Here is a 17,489-nt window from a genome sequence, read left to right as displayed (position 1 = left end):
TCTCTTTAGGCAGGGAGTCGGCAGCGAGGCGGCGTTCGTCGCGGTCGTCTCGGGACGGAGGTGAACCCCGTGACTCAGCGGTCGATCGTCGTCAGCGACCGGAGGATGTCCCCGTAGGCGGGTCGCGTGACGAGGACGCCGACGAGGACGCCGAGGATCGTGAAGATGGCGAAGCCCTGCAGGTCGCCGAGCGAGAGGATCGCCAGCGGCGACATCGCGATAATCGTCGTCGCCGCGGCCGCGCCGATCACCCAGAACGCCTTCCGGAAGCGCGACTGGAAGACGCGTCTGGAGTCGATCTGGCCCTCGGCCATCACCTCGTCGGCGATGATGATGAGGTCGTCCACGCCGGTCCCGATGACGGCGATGAACCCGGCGATGACCGAGAGGTCCAGCGGATAGCCGATCCCGGCGGCGAACCCGAGGAGGATCACGACCTCCGAGAGCGCGGTGACGACCATCGGCACGGCGACGCGGACGTCCCGGTAACGGGCGAAGACGGTCCCGCTGACCGCGAGCACAGCGATGATGCCCGTGATGAGCGAGTTGGTTCGGAAGTCCGAACCCTGACTCGGCGAGATGTAGGACGTCGTGCCGCCGCTCTCGCTTGAGAAGTCCAGCTGCGCGGGGAGCGCGCCCGCGCGGAGGTTGATCGACACCTCTTGGGCCTCGGACACGTTCGTCGTCTGGAGCTGGAAGATCGGGTTCTCAGCCCACTCGCCGCTGCGGAGACTGTCCGCGAGCCCCGGGCTCATCCCGAACGCGTTCGTCACGTCGCCGTTGACGACGAGCAGCAGACACGGCTCGGTGCCGTTGGGGTTCTGCTCGTAGGTGCAGCGCGTCCCGCCGGGCTGTGCGAGACCGGAGTCCTGCATTGCCCCCTGGAACTCCGGGGCGACGGCGTCCGAGACCGTCACGGGGACGTACGCGCCGCCCGCGTCGTCGTCCTGTGCGGTCCCGATGCTCTGGAAGTCCTCCTGTTGGAGGACCACATCGCGGTTGTACTCGCTCCCGTTCGCGGCGGGGTAGTACGCCTCGATCACGACGGTCCCGCGCTCGCCGACGAGGTCGCGGACCTCCGAAGCGTCGCGGTTCGGCACCTCGACGAGGACGTAGTTGTCCCCCTGTGCGGTCGTCACCTGCTGGACCGTCCCGCCCGAGAGGCCCGCCTCGTTGATCTTGTTCTCGAGGATCCGGACGACTTCCTGCCGCGTCGTGTCGGTGACGCCTTCGCGGGTGTTCTCGTGCTCGTACCCGGCGGCGTCGAGCGCGGCGGCGAGGTCCTCGGTGGTGATACCTTCGGCGGTCACCTCGACGGTGTCCGTCGCCTGCGTTTGTGACTGCGTCTGTGCAGTACCCTGACCGGCCGCCCGGGCGCCGTATCGGGCGATCACGTCGGCGGGCGTTACACCGTCGATCTCCCCGGCGACGGCCTGCTCGACCGTCCGAGGCTCGTCGCCGCCGAAGTCGACGCCCTCCGCGGTGACGCCGACGAGCGGCGCTCGGACGCGGGTGCCGCCGGAGAGTTCCAGCCCGTACTGGAGGTTCGTCAGGCTGCTCTCGCCGGCGACGTCGCCGCCGGCTCCCCCGCTGTCGGCCGAGAGCGTCGGCGAGAAGAGCGCGAACGCGGAGATGAGAAGGAAGACGACGAGCAGGGCGACCCGCCAGTTGTCGCGGACGTCGAACATCAGCGGTTCACCCCCTTGAACTTGTACCAGCGCAGCAGACTCAGATTCAGCAGATACGTGTTCATCAGGTCGGTCGCGAGACCGAAGACGAGCACCGTCCCGATCGCGGCCAAGAGTTGAATGCCGAACAGCGTCGCTGTGATCGTCATCACGATCATCGCCGTGATCGACGTCAGCGTCATCGTCACGCCGGTCCGCATCGCCCGGTACGTCGACTCGTAGAAGTCGCCGGAGCGGCGGAGGATGTGGTTGTTCAGGAGGATGTCCGAGTCGACGGAGTACCCGATGAGCATAAGCAGCGCGGCGACGGTCCCGAGCGAGAGTTCGATCCCGAGCACGTTCATCAGCGCGAGCGGGATCACGATGTCAGAGAACGCCGAGATGACGACGGCGATAGACGGCACGAACACGCGGAACATCGCGAAGACGAGCACGCTCATCCCGAGGAACGCGACCGCGAGACCGCCGAGCGCCAGGGTCTGCGTGTCGGCGCCGAAGGTCGCGGAGACCGACGAAATCGAGCGCACGTCGAGGCCCGCCGCCTCGGCCTGCTGTTCCAGTTCCGTGGCCCCCACCGACTCGCCGTCGGACTGGAACGTCACGACGTAGACGCTCTGGGCGGGGACCGACCGAATCGTCTCCGGCTCCTCCGAGAACGCCTGCCGAATCTGCTGTTCGGCCTCCGGCTGCGGCCCGTCGATTGCGATCTGCACCTCCGTCCCGCCGGTGAACGCGATACCCTGGTTCACCGGCGCCCCGGTCATCACGTACCACCCCGCGATGACGAGGAGCGCGACCGCCAAGAGGGCCAACGGAATCGCCGCCAGCTGGCGGTTCGTGTACCGGGTGTAGTCGACCTCCGGTACCGTAAACTCGACCATAACTGCCGGTGGTGAGCCCCGCCGAATAAGCCTTCTTATGCTCGTCCGGGGAGAAGCGGCAGGGGCCGGGGAAAGGCGGCGGGGGGCCGGGAGAAGCGGCGGGGACCGGGTAGGTAGCCCGCGCCTACGGCAGATACCGAACCGAGAGCACTCCCGGCGACGAGCGGATCTCGACGCGGTTCACGCCCAGCCGCGCGGCCCGCGAGAGCAGCTGCTCCTCGTCGTCGAGGACGTCGTCGACGGCCGCCTCGGTGCCGTCCTCGGGGACGGTGATCACGTGGACCTCGCCGACGCCGGCGCGGGGCTCTCGCGCGAAGTCGCCGACGTCGCCGTCCGCGGCGAGCTCCTGTGAGTGCGCGGTCGGCGGTTCCTCGCTCCGCTCGACCGAGAGCGAGCGCCGCGCTGACGACTCGACCAACTGATAGGAGACGTTCATCGGCGGGTCGGGCGAGACGACGCCCTCGACGACGTCGGCGCGCTCGACGCCGGGGTTCGACGAGAGCGTGTGGACCTGCCCGGTCTCGACGTTCTTGAGCACCGCGGATGCCTCCTCCGCGGCCGTCACCAGAAACGTCCCCTCGACGGCCGCTTCGGCGAGGTCCGGGGTAGCGTCGGTGTCAGTCATTACCGACGCATAGACGCTCTGTGCACTTGCGGGTTTCGTCGTCTGCCCGCGAGCCCCGTCCGCCTGCGAGCCCCGTCCGCCTGCGAGCGTCGAGGTACGCTCTAACTCCCCATGTGAGGCGCTTCTCGGGTCCGCCGAGTGGTCACGCCCGGCAGCCTCACCCGAACAGCCGGTGTGCGACGGCGACCAGCGCCGCGGCGGCCAGCGGGACGACCCACGACAGGAGCGGCGGGATCGCGTACAGCCCGGCGATCACCGGCGCGAAGAGCCCGCTCGGCGGCGGACGCGTCACCGGTTCGCCGTCGAGGGTGAAGGTCTCCGGCATCGAGGCGACGAGGCCGAGATACAGCGAGAAGAGGAAGACGAACCCCGCGACGGCGAGCGCCGCCTCGTGGCGGGACGACGACTGGGCGTTCCGCCGCCGCCGCCGCGCGACGATCAGGACCGGCGCGATCGCCGGGAGCACGACCAGCAGGCCGACCACGATATAGAACGCCCGCGAGAGCGTGAGCGAGCCCCCCTGAACCGCCGCTGTCTGCCCGATCAGGACGACGACGCCGATGCCGACGAGCAGGGCGACGAGCCCGATCGCGAGCGCGCTCGCGACGACGTAGAGTTTGAACAGCCGCGACTCGCTCGAGCGGAACGCGTACGGGAACGCGCCGAAGACGCCGTCGTAGCCGGATGCCATCGCTCCCGATTGGACGCGCGACGGTTTGATGCTGTCGGGATCGGCGTCGATGTCGCCGTCGGGATGCGTTTCGACGACGCCGTCGGCGGTGACGCCGATCGATCGGCGAACCGACCGCTTTTTCGCCGCGGCCGTCACTCGGACACGTATGTATGTCGACCTCGGCAGCGCGCTCGACGCGACGCCCGGCGTCTCCCGAGACTCGCTGGAGCGACTCGACGAACAGGTAGCGGCCGCCCACGAGCGGATTCGGGCCGGCCGCGACGACAGCGAACACGGCTACGAGGCGCTGAACCTTCCGCGGACGGTCGACCTTGAAGCGATTCGGGCGGCCGTCGAGCCGTTCGATGACGCCGAGGCGGTCCTCACGGTCGGGATCGGCGGGAGCGCGCTGGGCGCGGCGACCTTCGCCGACGCGCTCGCCGGCCCGGACGACCCCGACGCGTACTTCCTCGACAACGTCGACCCCGAGCACGTCTCGGGGCTGCTCGATTCGGTCCCCCTCGATCGGACGGTCGTGAACGTCGTCTCCCGATCGGGGACGACGGCGGAGACGCTCGCGAACTTCCTCGTCGTCCGCGAGGCGATGGCCGACGCCGGCGTCGACTGGACGGACCGCACCTTCGTCACGACGGGCGGATCCGGGAACCTCAGCGCGCTCGCGGCGACGCACGACCTGCCCTCGCTGGCCGTCCCCGACGGCGTCCCCGGCCGATTTTCGGCGCTCTCGACGGTCGGACTCGCCGTCGCGGCGATCCAGGGCCACGACCTCGAGGCGATCCGCGCCGGCGCGGCCGACGCGGCGGACGGGCTCTCGGGCTCGCTCTTCGAGACGCCGGCGTACGCCTACGGCGCGGCGACGTACGCGCTCGCGGGCCGCGGCGCGGTGACGAACGCGATGATGCCGTACGCCGAGCGGCTGGAGACCTTCGCCGAGTGGTTCGCACAGCTGTGGGCGGAGAGCCTCGGCAAGGACGGGCTCGGACAGACGCCGGCGCGCGCGCTCGGCGCGACCGATCAGCACTCGCAGCTGCAACTGTACCGCGCCGGCCCGCGGGACAAGCTCGTGACGCTCGTTCGCCCGCGAGACCGGGCCGACCGCGACATCCCGGAGACGGATCTCGACGGCCTCGCGTACCTCGGCGGCTCCTCGCTCGGCGACCTCTTGGACGCGGAGTTCGAGGCCACGGAGGCGAGTCTCGCCGCCTCGGGCGTCCCGGCGATCCGCGTCGAGATCGACGCCGTCGACGAGCGGAGCCTCGGGGCGCTGCTCTATGAGATGGAGGCGTCGTGCGTGCTGTACGGCGAACTCGCGGCGGTGTCGACGTTCACGCAGCCGGCCGTGGAGTGGGGGAAACGCGCCGCGCGCGGGTTGCTCGGCGGCGGCGACTTCGAGGAGGCCGAGGCGGTCGAGGGGCGGACGAGCCTCCTCGTCGAGTAGGATCCGATCGGACCGCCGCAACACCTTTATTCGCCTCACTCGTGTGTCGAGGTAACGCGAGTGCTGAGGGTACTCGTGGCGATGAGCGACGCCTTTCTGTCCCGAGTTGGCAAGGGTTAAATGGGTGCCTTCCCAAACAGGCTGTAGTATCCCGTGAGAACTTCTTCCCCAACCGAAACCCATCACACCCAGACATGGTAGACGTAAGCCAACACGAGCTCGTCCCCGAGCACACGCTCATCGATGAGGAGGAGGTCGAGTCGATGCTGAACCAATACGACGTCGAGCGCGCCGATCTCCCGAAGATCAAGCGGCGCGACCCGGCGATGCCGGAGGGCGCAGAGGCCGGCGACGTCGTCAAGATCGTCCGCGACTCCCGAACCACAGACAGAGCAGTCTCCTACAGACTGGTGATCGAATGAACCGACAGACCCGACGCGTCGTCTCGCGAGAGTACTTCTCGGAGGAACGGCTGGCCGAACACCACTTCCGCTCGTTCAACAACTTCCTCGAGCGGGGGATGCAGGAGGTCGTCACCGAGAAGGAGCGCATCGAGACCGACATCGGCGACAAGGAGGGCGAAGAGCCCGTCTTCGTCGAACTCGGCGACGTCCGCGTCGAGACCCCCCGCGTCCGCGAGGCCGACGGCTCCGAGGAACTGCTCTTCCCGCAGGAGGCCCGCCTGCGAAACATCACCTACGCCGCCCCGGTGTTCATGGAGATGTCCATCGTCCGCGGCGGCGAGGAGGAAGAGGAGATGGTCGTCGACACCACCGAGACGAAGGTGGGTCGGATGCCGATTATGGTCGGCTCGACGAAGTGCAACATCGCCGGCCTCTCCGACGAGGACCTGATCGAGATCGGCGAGGACCCCGTCGACCCCGGCGGTTACTTCATCGTCAACGGCTCCGAGCGGGTTCTGATGACCTCCGAGGACCTCGCGCCGAACAAGATCCTCGCGGAGTACGACAGCAAGTACGGCGACGAGATCCAGGTCGCGAAGACCTTCTCTCAACGCCGCGGCTACCGCGCGCTCGTCCTCTGTGAGCGCAACCGCGAAGGGCTGCTCGAAGTCTCGTTCCCGTCGGTGTCCGGCAGCGTGAACTTCGTGACGCTCGTTCGCGCCCTCGGGCTCGAATCCGACGAGGAGATCGTTCACCGCGTCTCCGACGACCCCGAGATCGTCAAGTTCATGCTCGAGAACCTGGAGGAGGCCGAGGTCCAGACCGAGATGGAGGCGATCGAGACGCTCGGCGAGCGCGTCGCCGGCGGGCAGGGCAAGAACTACCAGCTGAAGCGGGCGAACTACGTCATCGACCGCTACCTGCTTCCGCACCTCCACGAGGACGGCGTCGAAGACGAAGACGTCCGCATCAACAAGGCGTACTACCTCTGTCGGATGGCCGAGGCGTGTTTCGAGCTCGCGCTGAACCGCCGGGAGTCCGACGACAAGGACCACTACGCCAACAAGCGCCTGAAGGTCTCCGGCGACCTGATGAAGGACCTCTTCAGGACCGCGCTGAACAAGCTCGCACGCGACGTGAAGTACCAGCTCGAACGGGCAAACATGCGGAACCGCGACCTCACGGTCAACACCGTCGTCCGCTCGGACGTGCTCACGGAGCGGCTCGAACACCCGATCGCGACCGGGAACTGGGTGGGCGGCCGCTCCGGCGTCTCACAGCTCGTCGACCGGACCGACTACATGGGCGTGCTGTCGCACCTGCGCCGGCTCCGCAGCCCGCTGTCGCGGAGTCAGCCGCACTTCGAGGCGCGCGACCTGCACGCGACCCAGTGGGGTCGCATCTGTCCCTCCGAGACCCCCGAGGGGCCGAACTGCGGACTGGTGAAGAACTTCGCGCAGGCGATGGAGCTCTCACAGAACGTCGAGGACGAACAGTCGCTCAAGCGCGAACTGGCGTCGATGGGCGTCGAAGGCATTCCCGGCATCGAGGGGCCGGCGGCAGGAACACCCGCGGACGATTAAATCATGGCTCAGGCACAACGAGAGGCGAAAGTCTACGTCAACGGCAGTTTGGTCGGGACGCACCCCGACCCCGAGCAGCTCGCAGAACAGATCCGCGAAGCGCGCCGACGCGGCGACGTGAGCGATATGGTGAACGTCTCGGTGAAAGAGCGGACCCGAGAGGTCATCGTCAACGCCGACTCCGGGCGCGCGCGCCGCCCGCTCATCGTCGTCGAGGACGGCGAACCGCTCCTCGGCGACGACGAGATCGAGGCGCTCGAATCCGACGCGCTCCAGTTCGAGGACCTCGTCGAGCGCGGCTACGTCGAGTTCATCGACGCCGAGGAGGAGGAGGACATCTACGTCGCCGTCGACGAGGCGGAGATCAACGACGAGCACACCCACCTCGAGATCGACCCGCAGCTCATCTTCGGGATCGGCGCGGGGATGATTCCCTACCCCGAGCACAACGCCTCGCCGCGTATTACGATGGGTGCCGGGATGATGAAGCAGTCGCTGGGGCTGCCGGCGGCGAACTACCGGATCCGTCCCGACACGCGCCAGCACCTGCTGCACTACCCCCAGCTCTCGATGGTCAAAACGCAGACCACAGAGCAGATCGGGTTCGACGAGCGGCCGGCGGCGCAGAACTTCGTCGTCGCCGTGATGAGCTACGAGGGGTTCAACATCGAGGACGCCCTGGTGATGAATCAGGGCTCCGTCGACCGGGCGATGGCCCGCTCGCACTTCTTCCGGACCTACGAGGGCGAGGAACGCCGGTACCCCGGCGGACAGGAGGACCGATTCGAGGTCCCGAGCCAAGACGTTCGCGGTGCGCGCGGGGAAGACGCGTACACGCACCTCGACGAGGACGGCCTCGTCAACCCCGAGACGCGGGTCGACGAGAACTCCGTACTCCTCGGGAAGACGTCGCCGCCGCGGTTCCTCGAAGAGCCGGACGACATGGGCGGGCTCTCGCCGCAGAAGCGCCGCGAGACCTCCGTCACGATGCGCTCGGGCGAGTCCGGGGTCGTCGACACCGTCACCCTGATGGAGGGCGAGGACGGCTCGAAGCTCGCGAAGGTGTCGGTCCGCGACCAGCGGATTCCGGAACTCGGCGACAAGTTCGCGTCCCGACACGGCCAGAAGGGCGTCGTCGGCCACCTCGCCCCGCAGCAGGACATGCCGTTCACCGAGCAGGGCGTCGTGCCCGACCTCGTGTTGAACCCGCACGCGCTGCCGTCGCGGATGACGGTCGGCCACGTGCTGGAGATGCTCGGCGGGAAGGTCGGCTCCCTCGAAGGGCGGCGCGTCGACGGGACCGCCTTCCAGGGCGAGTCCGAGGACGAACTCCGCGGCGCCCTCGAGGACCACGGGTTCGAGTCCTCCGGCAAAGAGGTGATGTACTCCGGCGTCACCGGCGAGAAGATCGACGCGGAGATCTTCGTCGGGACGATCTTCTACCACAAGCTCTACCACATGGTGAGCAACAAGCTGCACGCCCGCTCGCGCGGTCCCGTGCAGGTGCTCACCCGCCAGCCCACCGAGGGTCGCGCCCGCGAGGGCGGGCTCCGACTGGGCGAGATGGAGCGCGACACCGTCATCGGCCACGGGGCCGCGATGGTGCTGCAGGAGCGCCTGCTCGACTCCTCCGACAAGGAGACGGTGTACATCTCCGCTGAGACGGGGATGGTCGCCGTCGAGGACCGCGGCCAGCGCCGCATCTACGACCCCGTCACCGGCGACGAGGACGACATCCACGAGATCGAGATCAGCTACGCGTTCAAACTCCTGCTCGACGAGATGATCGCGCTCGGCATCCGACCCCGACTCGACCTCGAAGACGCAGTCTGAGCACCCACAACACACAATGTCAATGCAGACACCCAAGGAGATCGGAGCCATCCAGTTCGGGCTGATGGATCCCGAGACGTACCGAGACATGTCCGCGACGAAGGTCATCACCGCGGACACGTACGACGACGACGGTTACCCAATCGATATGGGCCTGATGGACCCCCGGCTCGGCGTCATCGACCCGGGGCTCGAGTGTCGGACCTGCGGGTCGCACTCGGGGTCGTGTAACGGTCACTTCGGCCACATCGAACTGGCCGCGCCCGTCATCCACGTCGGGTTCACGAAGCTCATCCGCCGCCTGCTCCGTTCGACCTGTCGCGAGTGCGGTCGGCTCGCGCTCACCGCCGAGGAGCAAGACGAGTTCCGCGACGGGCTCCAGCGCAACGAGGAGCTCGGCGAGGACTGGACCGACGTGCTGAAAGCCGCCGTTCGGCAGGCGCGGAAGGCGAGCCGGTGCCCCCACTGCGGCGCGCCGCAGCACGACATCAAACACGAGAAGCCGACCACCTACTACGAGGTACAGGACGTCCTCGCGGGCGATTACTCCGAGCGCATCGCCTCGGCGATGCAGCCCGACCCCGACGACGAGGACGACAGCGGCCTCTCGCCGAGCGAGCTCGCAGACCAGTCCGGACTCGACCTCAGCCGCGTCAACGACGTCCTCTCCGGGGAGTTCCGCCCCGTCGGCGACGACCGAAAGAAGCTCGAGAAGGCGCTCGACGTCGATCTGACCGAGGAGGACATGAACAAGCTCATGCCCTCGGACATCCGCGATTGGTTCGAGGACATCCCCGACGAGGACATCGAGTCCCTCGGCATCGACCCGAGCCGCTCGCGCCCCGAGTGGATGATCCTGACCGTGCTGCCGGTGCCGCCGGTCACCGCGCGCCCGTCGATCACGCTCGACAACGGACAGCGCTCGGAGGACGACCTGACGCACAAGCTCGTCGACATCATCCGCATCAATCAGCGGTTCATGGAGAACCGCGAGGCGGGCGCGCCGCAGCTGATCATCGAGGACCTCTGGGAGCTGCTGCAGTATCACGTCACCACGTTCATCGACAACGAGATCAGCGGCACGCCGCCGGCGCGACACCGCTCCGGCCGCCCGCTGAAGACGCTGAGCCAGCGCCTGAAGGGCAAGGAGGGTCGCTTCCGCGGCTCCCTGTCCGGAAAGCGCGTGAACTTCTCCGCGCGGACCGTCATCTCGCCGGACCCGACGCTCTCGCTCAACGAGGTCGGCGTCCCCGAGCGCGTCGCCCGCGAGATGACGCAGACGATGAACGTCTCAGAGCGGAACGTCGACCGGGCCAGGCAGTACGTCCGAAACGGCCCCGAGGGCCACCCCGGCGCGAACTACGTCAAGCGCCCCGACGGCCGCCGACTGAAGGTGACAGAGAAGAACTGCGAGGAGCTCGCAGAGAAGATCGACCTCGGCTGGGAGGTCAACCGACACCTGATCGACGGCGACATCGTGATCTTCAACCGTCAGCCGTCGCTGCACCGGATGTCGATTATGGCCCACGAGGTCGTCGTGATGCCGTATAAGACGTTCCGGCTCAACACCGTCGTCTGTCCGCCGTACAACGCCGACTTCGACGGCGACGAGATGAACATGCACGCCCTCCAGACCGAGGAGTCGCGTGCGGAGGCGCGCGTGCTGATGCGCGTGCAAGAACAGCTCCTGAGCCCGCGCTTCGGCGAGAACATCATCGGCGCGATCCAAGACCACATCTCCGGGACGTATCTGCTGACGAACGGCAACCCCGAGTTCACGGAGACGCAGGCGCTGGACCTCCTCCGGGCGACGAGCATCGACACGCTTCCCGAACCCGCGGGCGAGTCCGCCGACGGCGAGCCCTACTGGACGGGTCAGCAGCTCTTCAGCGAACTCCTGCCGGACGACCTGAACCTCGAGTTCACGTCGTCGGCGGGCGACACGGTCCAGATCGTCGACGGACAGCTCGTCGCCGGCACCATCGACGAGGACGCCGTCGGCGCGTTCGGCGGCGAGGTCGTCGACACCCTCGCGAAGGTCCACTCGAAGACCCGCGCTCGCGTCTTCGTCAACGAGGTCGCCTCGCTGGCGATGCGCGCGATTATGCACTTCGGCTTCTCGATCGGGATCGACGACGAGTCCATCCCCGGCGAGGCCAACGAGCAGGTCGACGAGGCCATCGCGAGCGCCTACGACCGCGTCCAAGAGCTCATCGAGATCTACGAGGCCGGCGAACTCGAGTCGCTGCCGGGGCGAACGGTCGACGAGACGCTGGAGATGAAGATCATGCAGCAGCTCGGCAAGGCGCGTGACTCCGCCGGCGAGATCGCGGAGGACCACTTCCGCGACGACAACCCGGCGGTCGTGATGGCCCGCTCGGGCGCGCGGGGGTCGATGCTCAACCTCACGCAGATGGCCGGCTGCGTCGGGCAGCAGGCGGTCCGCGGCGAGCGGATCAACCGCGGCTACGAGGGGCGGACCCTCAGTCACTACCAGCCGAACGACCTCTCGGCGGAGGCGCACGGCTTCGTCGAGAACAGCTACCGCGGCGGCCTCACCCCGCGGGAGTTCTTCTTCCACGCGATGGGCGGTCGCGAGGGGCTGGTCGACACGGCGGTCCGGACCTCGAAGTCCGGGTACCTGCAGCGTCGGCTGATCAACGCCCTCTCCGAACTGGAGGCGCAGTACGACGGCACCGTCCGCGACACCTCGGGGACGGTCGTCCAGTTCGAGTTCGGCGAGGACGGCACCTCGCCCGTGAAGGTCTCCTCCTCGGAGGACAACCCGATCGACGTCGAGAACGTCGCCGACCGGATCCTCGACGCCGAGTTCACGTCGGAAGCGGAGAAAGAGCGCTTCCTCGGCCGGAAGCAGCGACCGACGAACATCTCGGAGTACGCCGGACCCGGCCTGGACAAGGCCGGCGGCGTGGGGGTGGAATCCGATGACTGACGACTACGAGCACGTGACCGACGACATCCGGGCGATCGTTCGGGACCACAACCTGCCCGAGAGCCTCCGATACCGCATCTACCAGACCATCGAAGAGCGCGAGGGAGTCACCCTCGAGCAGGCCGACGAGATCGCGCAGGCGATCTCCTCGCGCTATGAGGACTCCCGCGTCGAGGCGCACGACCCCGTCGGAACGGTGTCGGCGCAGTCCATCGGTGAACCCGGTACACAGATGACGATGAACACGTTCCACTACGCGGGCGTCGCGGAAATCGACGTCACGCAGGGGCTGCCGCGGCTCATCGAGCTGGTGGACGCGCGGAAGACGCCCGACACGCCGATGATGACGGTTCACCTCGAAGACGAGTACGCCGAGAACCGCGAGCGCGCTCACGAGGTCGTCTGGCAGATGGAGGCGACGAAGATCCTCGCGCTCGGCGACATCTCGACGAACGTGGCGGACATGGTCGTGCAGGTCGACCTCAACGAGGAGACGCTGGCCGAGCGGTGGCCGACCGTCGACAGCGTCGACACTGTCGCCCAGGAGATCGCCGAGACCATCGAGGACGCCCTCGGCGTCAGCACGCGTCGCTCGGAGACGCTCATCGAGTTCGGCCCCGACGAGCCGAGCTACCGGCGGCTCCTCCAGCTCGTCGAGGAACTGCGCGACATCGTCTTCAAGGGCTTAGAGGACATCTCCCGCGTCGTCATCCGCAAGGAGGACAACGAGAAGACCGACGGCGAGGAGTTCGTCCTCTACACCGAGGGGTCGGCCTTCGGCGACGTCCTCTCGATCGAGGGCGTCGACGCCTCGCGGTCGACGAGTAACAACATCCACGAGGTCTACCGCAACCTCGGCGTCGAGGCCGCCCGCGAGACAATCATCAACGAGACGATGGAGACGCTGAAAGAGCAGGGCCTCGACGACGTGAACATCCGCCACCTGATGCTCGTCGCGGACATCATGACGAACCGCGGCGAGATCGAATCGATCGGCCGACACGGCATCTCGGGCTCGAAGGACTCCGTGCTCGCCCGCGCCGCCTTCGAGGTGACGGTCAATCACCTGCTGGACGCGGCGGTTCACGGCGAGGAGGACGACCTCGACGGCGTCATCGAGAACGTCATCGTCGGCAAGCCCGTCGCCATCGGCACGGGCGACGTCGACCTCCGGATGGGATCGATCAAGTCGGACGGCGGCACGACCCCGGCCGAGCGCTCGGACGACTGACCGTCGATGCGTGTCACGCTGTCGGACGCCGCGCGCCAGTACATCGCCCGCTTCGAGGACGAGACGGGCGCGACGGCCCGCGATTGCCTCGTCTTCGACGACCGGGTGGTCATCCTCGTCGCCGCCGGCGATATGGGGACCGCGATCGGTCCCGGCGGATCGCACGTGCAGGCGGTCGAGCGGGCGATCGGTCGCGACGTCGAACTGGTCGAGGACGCCGACACGCCGACCGCCTTCGTCGAGAGCGCGCTCGCGCCCGCGGCCGTCCGGCACGTGACGCTCTCCGAACAGGGCGGCGAGCGGGTGGCGTACGTCGAGGTCCCGGAGGCGGACCGCGGCGTCGCCATCGGCGCGGACGGGAGGAACATCGAGACCGCGCGGACGCTCGCGAGCCGCCACTACGATATCGACGACATCCAGTTGACGTGAGGGCGTCGGCCGACGCTTTCCGCCGACGCGACTGGCCCACCTCTCCGCCGCCGCGAACGCGGCGAACCGGCGGACGGGTGCGTACCAGTCACTTGGGGATACTCCCGGATTTTTTGCGGTGCTGCCCGTCTTGGGGAACGTGTCACACGGACTGCTCGGGACCGCCCTGTCGGCGCCGGGACGGCGGATGCCACCCGGACAGGTAATCCCGCCCGGTACGTTCGAGGGGGTCGTCGCCGACGCGTACCGCGACCTCTTCCGGACGGCGGCGGGATTCGCGCTCAGTGCGCTCGTGGTCTACGTGCTCGGACGGGCGCTCGTCCTTCCGGTCGCGATCCGGATCATCGCGGAGCGAAACCGGAACAACCCCACGCTCCAGACGGCCGCAGAGACGTACTTGCACGCCGCCATCGTCTTCGTCGCGCTCCTCATCGGTATCGTCGGCGCGGGTCTCTGGCGGTTCCTCTCGAACCTCACCATCATCGTCGCCGCGCTGACGCTCGTCGTGGGCGCGGCGAGCCAGGGTTTCATCGGGTCGCTCGTGAGCGGGCTGTCGCTGATCGCCGATCCCGACTTCAACGTCGGCGACTGGATCGCTTGGCCCGACGGCGAGGGAATCGTGGAAGCGGTCGACTTCCGCGTGACCCGGATCCGAACAGTGAACAACGAGACGATCACCGTACCGAACACAGAGCTGACCGCGAGCACGCTCAGGCGGCCGTACGGCGGCGAACGCTACCGCATCGTCGAGTCGGTGACCATCTCCTACGACGACGACGTCGAGCTGGTCCTCCGGGAACTCGTCGAGGTCGCGCGGAACGACGACCGCACACTCGAGGTGCCCGAACCGACCGCGACGCTCGACGGCTTCGAGGAGGCCGCGATCCGGGTGCGGGCCGAGTGCTGGATTGCAGACCCGATGGATCTCAACCTCCCGGCGCTCCGGTCTGACTTCCGACGACGGGTGAAACGTCGGCTCGACGGCGTCGGGGTGACGCTCGGGCCAGCCTCGGAGTACGAACTCAGCGGCGGGATTTCGGTCGACCTCGACGGTCGAGTCGACGAGCGGACGAGTGAGCCGACGGAGGAGGGGACGGACTGACGAGTAGACGGAGAAAGAGCGGGAGAGCGAGACGGGAAAGCGGGGACAGCTGAATTCGAAACGACACGGTCTCCGCGCCGCTGAGTCGCTCTGCCTCCGCGAGCGGTCGCGAACTGGAACAGAAAAGACGGCCTCAGAACCCTTCTTAGGGGTCGCTAATCGGACCTGCGGCCGTTTCGCCGGGATCGAAAAGGGAGGCTTAAGTAGCTCCGACGGGAAACCCGGGTTACTATGGCGAACGGCAAATACGCCGCGCGCAAACTCAAGCAGGACCGGCAGAAGCGACGCTGGTCCGACTCGGAGTACGCGCGCCGCGAACGCGGTCTCGGAGCGAAGTCCGACCCCCTCGAGGGGGCCCCGCAGGGACGCGGGATCGTCCTCGAGAAGGTCGGTATCGAAGCGAAACAGCCCAACTCGGCCATCCGAAAGTGCGTCCGAGTGCAGCTCATCAAGAACGGGAAACAGGTCACCGCCTTCTGTCCGGGCGACGGCGCCATCTCGTTCATCGACGAGCACGACGAGGTCACGATCGCCGGGATCGGCGGCGCGAAGGGTCGCGCGATGGGCGACCTCTCGGGCGTGAACTACAAAGTCGAGAAGGTCAACGGCGTCTCGATGATCGAACTGGTCCGCGGCAACGCCGAGAAACCGGTGCGCTGAGATGTCCGAAAGCGAAGCTCCCGAACCCGACGCTCCCGCCGACAGCGAGGAGGCGGAGTCGAACGCACAGCTGTTCGGCGTCTGGGACGTCGCAGAGATCGAGTACCGCGACCCCTCCACGGAGCGCTACATCAACGTCACGCCCATCGCCCACACGATGGGGCGACACGCCGGAAAGCAGTTCAAGAAGTCCGAACTCAGCGTCGTCGAGCGGCTCGTCAACCGCCTGATGCAGACCGAGGAGAACACGGGCCACAAGCAGAAGACGATGAAGATCGTCAAGGACGCCTTCGAGACCGTCCACGACCGGACCGAGGAGAACCCCGTGCAGGTCCTCGTCCGCGCGGTCGAGAACGCCGCCCCGCGCGAGGAGACCGTCCGCCTGAAGTACGGCGGGATCTCCGTCCCGCAGGCCGTCGACGTCGCGCCGCAGCGCCGCGTCGACCAGTCGCTGAAGTTCATCGCGGAGGGAACCCAGCGCGCCTCCTATAAGACCGCCCAGAGCGCCTCGGACGCCCTCGCGCAGGTGCTCATCGGCGCGGCCAACTACGACGTCCAGTCGTACGCGATCGGGCAGAAAGAGGAGTCCGAACGCGTCGCCGAAGCCGCGCGCTAGACCGTTCGCACCGACAGCACACTCCTTTCGTTCCCGTTTCTCCGATTCGATTCCCCGACCGAGACCGGTGTGGCCGCCCGGTCGAGTCGACGACCCGCTGTCTTCGTGTGAGGTTGTCCGCGGTCAGTCGGCGGCCACCGAGCCCCCGCCGTCGCCGACGACGTACGCGCGGGTCGCGTCGACGAGCGCCTTCCGGTACTCGCTGTCTGAGGGGTCGTCTCCGAGCGAGCGGAACCGCCGCTTGAACGCGTCGAGGTCGACGTTCGGCGCGTCGTCCGCGGCGGCGTGCGCCAGATCGTAGATGCGGTGGTCCCTGTCGACGACGCCGTGGCGCTCGACGAGACCGAGCGCGAACGCCGCGTTCACGGCGGTGATCTCCGGATCGGACCCGGCGGTGACCCGGCGCGAATCGGGCCACGGGGCGGGGTCGGATCGGGTGGCGACCGCGCGGGCGAGTTCGGATTCGAGGAAGGCGACCAGCTTCTCCGGCGGCATCACCGAGAGGGTGAGGTCGTCGGCGTAGATGTCCTTCATGTGGTTCGCGATCTGATAGCAGTGTGCGACCTTCCGCCGCTCGACGGACTCGCCCGAGAGCGCGAGAAAGAGCGCCTCTTCGGTCTTGAGGTGGTGTGAGACGTGGCCCTCCTCGTTTCGGGCCATGTGCGCGAGTTCGTGAACGACGAGCTCTCGGGCCATCGCGCTCGTCGCGGCCTGCCGGGAGATGTTCAGGACGTGGTACTCGTCGTAGTGCGCCGCCCATGTCCGCTCGTCCGGGTCGGTCCTGACGTCGACGTACACCGGGTACTCGAGGTCGTGCTCGGTCTCGAACAGATCCGCCGCGCCGAGAAACGGACCGGCCGGGACGGTCCCTTGTACTCGCAAGTCCATGCGTACTACTCTCACGGTGCCGGCGGACAAGACTCTTACTCCGGGGCCGTCTTCGACGGGTCGACGCCGAAGCGGTGGGGGGTGTATAGATGCGTTCTCCGTCCGTACCTCGACATTGTGCGGTGAGAGATGACCGATACCATCTCACAAATTATGTGGAAACGTACGAATATTTTTACGCTGTCCGTTCGTTGGTTCAACTATGAAGTCCAAGATAACACGAATCATCAACCGCGCAAAGTACGCCGCGATCGGCGCAGCGATCGGTGCCGGACTCGGGGGCATAATCAGTCGGAACGCGGCGAGCACAGGCGGCGCTCTCGGTGGCCTCGTCGGCGCGATGGTCGGCGAGACGAGCGTCGGCGTGAAAGCCGCCTACCGGAAGGTCAAGCAGAAATCGCCGTCCGAGTAACGGCCGCGATACCGCGCGCCGTCGTGTGACCCCGCGAGCGAAGGCGTGCGAC

At 67.5% G+C, this 17,489-nt stretch carries 16 protein-coding genes; 11 read left to right on the top strand and 5 right to left on the bottom strand.

Annotated features, from left to right (window positions below; all coding sequences use genetic code 11):
• Nucleotides 1-74 precede the first annotated feature (74 nt).
• From ACT3HL_RS12000 to ACT3HL_RS11985, 4 genes are all read right to left on the bottom strand, one after another.
• Nucleotides 75-1,688, bottom strand: coding sequence for a preprotein translocase subunit SecD (locus ACT3HL_RS12000; protein ID WP_445087074.1), 1,614 nt, complete (start codon nt 1,686-1,688; stop codon nt 75-77).
• Nucleotides 1,688-2,569 (bottom strand): protein translocase subunit SecF, encoded by an 882-nt coding sequence (gene secF, locus ACT3HL_RS11995; RefSeq protein ID WP_445087073.1) that lies wholly within the window; start codon nt 2,567-2,569, stop codon nt 1,688-1,690. Before secF ends, ACT3HL_RS12000 begins: the two co-directional genes overlap by 1 nt.
• A 124-nt stretch (nt 2,570-2,693) precedes the next feature.
• Nucleotides 2,694-3,194 (bottom strand): DUF5812 family protein, encoded by a 501-nt coding sequence (locus tag ACT3HL_RS11990; protein ID WP_445087072.1) that lies wholly within the window; start codon nt 3,192-3,194, stop codon nt 2,694-2,696.
• Between the two features lie 157 nt (nt 3,195-3,351).
• The gene (locus ACT3HL_RS11985) at nt 3,352-3,885 is read right to left on the bottom strand and encodes a hypothetical protein (RefSeq protein ID WP_445087287.1); all 534 of its coding nucleotides are present in this window, start codon (nt 3,883-3,885) and stop codon (nt 3,352-3,354) included.
• Nucleotides 3,886-4,033: 148 nt separating this feature from the next.
• On the opposite strand from ACT3HL_RS11985, the gene ACT3HL_RS11980 reads away from it, so the two are divergent.
• From ACT3HL_RS11980 to ACT3HL_RS11935, 10 genes are all read left to right on the top strand, one after another.
• On the top strand, nt 4,034-5,326 hold the full coding sequence (locus ACT3HL_RS11980; RefSeq protein WP_445087071.1) for a glucose-6-phosphate isomerase: 1,293 nt from the start codon (nt 4,034-4,036) through the stop codon (nt 5,324-5,326).
• A 194-nt stretch (nt 5,327-5,520) separates the two neighbouring features.
• Nucleotides 5,521-5,748, top strand: a complete 228-nt coding sequence (locus tag ACT3HL_RS11975) for a DNA-directed RNA polymerase subunit H (protein WP_445087070.1) — start codon at nt 5,521-5,523, stop codon at nt 5,746-5,748.
• Nucleotides 5,745-7,313 (top strand): DNA-directed RNA polymerase subunit B'', encoded by a 1,569-nt coding sequence (locus tag ACT3HL_RS11970; RefSeq protein WP_445087069.1) that lies wholly within the window; start codon nt 5,745-5,747, stop codon nt 7,311-7,313. The genes ACT3HL_RS11975 and ACT3HL_RS11970 overlap by 4 nt, the downstream gene beginning before the upstream one ends.
• Nucleotides 7,314-7,316: 3 nt before the next feature.
• The gene (gene rpoB, locus ACT3HL_RS11965; RefSeq protein WP_445087068.1) at nt 7,317-9,146 is read left to right on the top strand and encodes a DNA-directed RNA polymerase subunit B; all 1,830 of its coding nucleotides are present in this window, start codon (nt 7,317-7,319) and stop codon (nt 9,144-9,146) included.
• Nucleotides 9,147-9,168: 22 nt separating this feature from the next.
• Entirely contained in the window at nt 9,169-12,099 is a 2,931-nt protein-coding gene (locus ACT3HL_RS11960) for a DNA-directed RNA polymerase subunit A' (RefSeq protein WP_445087286.1), read from the top strand.
• Entirely contained in the window at nt 12,092-13,330 is a 1,239-nt protein-coding gene (gene rpoA2, locus ACT3HL_RS11955) for a DNA-directed RNA polymerase subunit A'' (protein ID WP_445087067.1), read from the top strand. The genes ACT3HL_RS11960 and rpoA2 overlap by 8 nt, the downstream gene beginning before the upstream one ends.
• Before the next feature lie 6 nt (nt 13,331-13,336).
• Nucleotides 13,337-13,759 (top strand): NusA-like transcription termination signal-binding factor, encoded by a 423-nt coding sequence (locus tag ACT3HL_RS11950; protein ID WP_445087066.1) that lies wholly within the window; start codon nt 13,337-13,339, stop codon nt 13,757-13,759.
• Between the two features lie 187 nt (nt 13,760-13,946).
• Entirely contained in the window at nt 13,947-14,861 is a 915-nt protein-coding gene (locus ACT3HL_RS11945; RefSeq protein ID WP_445087285.1) for a mechanosensitive ion channel domain-containing protein, read from the top strand.
• Nucleotides 14,862-15,092: 231 nt separating this feature from the next.
• On the top strand, nt 15,093-15,521 hold the full coding sequence (locus ACT3HL_RS11940) for a 30S ribosomal protein S12 (protein WP_089768796.1): 429 nt from the start codon (nt 15,093-15,095) through the stop codon (nt 15,519-15,521).
• Nucleotide 15,522: 1 nt separating this feature from the next.
• On the top strand, nt 15,523-16,137 hold the full coding sequence (locus ACT3HL_RS11935) for a 30S ribosomal protein S7 (RefSeq protein ID WP_445087065.1): 615 nt from the start codon (nt 15,523-15,525) through the stop codon (nt 16,135-16,137).
• A 123-nt stretch (nt 16,138-16,260) separates the two neighbouring features.
• On the opposite strand, the gene ACT3HL_RS11930 is transcribed toward ACT3HL_RS11935, so the two are convergent.
• Nucleotides 16,261-17,025, bottom strand: coding sequence for a DUF5781 family protein (locus ACT3HL_RS11930; RefSeq protein ID WP_445087064.1), 765 nt, complete (start codon nt 17,023-17,025; stop codon nt 16,261-16,263).
• A 202-nt stretch (nt 17,026-17,227) separates the two neighbouring features.
• Here ACT3HL_RS11930 and ACT3HL_RS11925 point away from each other — a divergent pair, with 202 nt between their 5' ends.
• Entirely contained in the window at nt 17,228-17,437 is a 210-nt protein-coding gene (locus ACT3HL_RS11925) for a hypothetical protein (RefSeq protein WP_445087063.1), read from the top strand.
• Nucleotides 17,438-17,489: the final 52 nt, after the last annotated feature.

The organism is Halobellus sp. GM3, assembly GCF_052545375.1.
This window is presented reverse-complemented; position numbering and strand designations above follow the sequence as displayed.

What these genes read in the sequence shown, in the direction of transcription:
- ACT3HL_RS11935 (WP_445087065.1), top strand. Translation starts at nt 15,523, where the DNA reads ATGTCCGAAAGCGAAGCTCCCGAACCCGACGCTCCCGCCGACAGCGAG.
- ACT3HL_RS11940 (WP_089768796.1), top strand. Translation starts at nt 15,093, where the DNA reads ATGGCGAACGGCAAATACGCCGCGCGCAAACTCAAGCAGGACCGGCAG.
- ACT3HL_RS11930 (WP_445087064.1), bottom strand. Translation starts at nt 17,025, where the DNA reads ATGGACTTGCGAGTACAAGGGACCGTCCCGGCCGGTCCGTTTCTCGGC.
- ACT3HL_RS11945 (WP_445087285.1), top strand. Translation starts at nt 13,947, where the DNA reads ATGCCACCCGGACAGGTAATCCCGCCCGGTACGTTCGAGGGGGTCGTC.
- secF (WP_445087073.1), bottom strand. Translation starts at nt 2,569, where the DNA reads ATGGTCGAGTTTACGGTACCGGAGGTCGACTACACCCGGTACACGAAC.
- rpoB (WP_445087068.1), top strand. Translation starts at nt 7,317, where the DNA reads ATGGCTCAGGCACAACGAGAGGCGAAAGTCTACGTCAACGGCAGTTTG.
- rpoA2 (WP_445087067.1), top strand. Translation starts at nt 12,092, where the DNA reads ATGACTGACGACTACGAGCACGTGACCGACGACATCCGGGCGATCGTT.
- ACT3HL_RS11985 (WP_445087287.1), bottom strand. Translation starts at nt 3,885, where the DNA reads ATGGCATCCGGCTACGACGGCGTCTTCGGCGCGTTCCCGTACGCGTTC.
- ACT3HL_RS11990 (WP_445087072.1), bottom strand. Translation starts at nt 3,194, where the DNA reads ATGACTGACACCGACGCTACCCCGGACCTCGCCGAAGCGGCCGTCGAG.
- ACT3HL_RS12000 (WP_445087074.1), bottom strand. Translation starts at nt 1,688, where the DNA reads ATGTTCGACGTCCGCGACAACTGGCGGGTCGCCCTGCTCGTCGTCTTC.
- ACT3HL_RS11950 (WP_445087066.1), top strand. Translation starts at nt 13,337, where the DNA reads ATGCGTGTCACGCTGTCGGACGCCGCGCGCCAGTACATCGCCCGCTTC.
- ACT3HL_RS11925 (WP_445087063.1), top strand. Translation starts at nt 17,228, where the DNA reads ATGAAGTCCAAGATAACACGAATCATCAACCGCGCAAAGTACGCCGCG.
- ACT3HL_RS11960 (WP_445087286.1), top strand. Translation starts at nt 9,169, where the DNA reads ATGCAGACACCCAAGGAGATCGGAGCCATCCAGTTCGGGCTGATGGAT.
- ACT3HL_RS11980 (WP_445087071.1), top strand. Translation starts at nt 4,034, where the DNA reads ATGTATGTCGACCTCGGCAGCGCGCTCGACGCGACGCCCGGCGTCTCC.
- ACT3HL_RS11970 (WP_445087069.1), top strand. Translation starts at nt 5,745, where the DNA reads ATGAACCGACAGACCCGACGCGTCGTCTCGCGAGAGTACTTCTCGGAG.
- ACT3HL_RS11975 (WP_445087070.1), top strand. Translation starts at nt 5,521, where the DNA reads ATGGTAGACGTAAGCCAACACGAGCTCGTCCCCGAGCACACGCTCATC.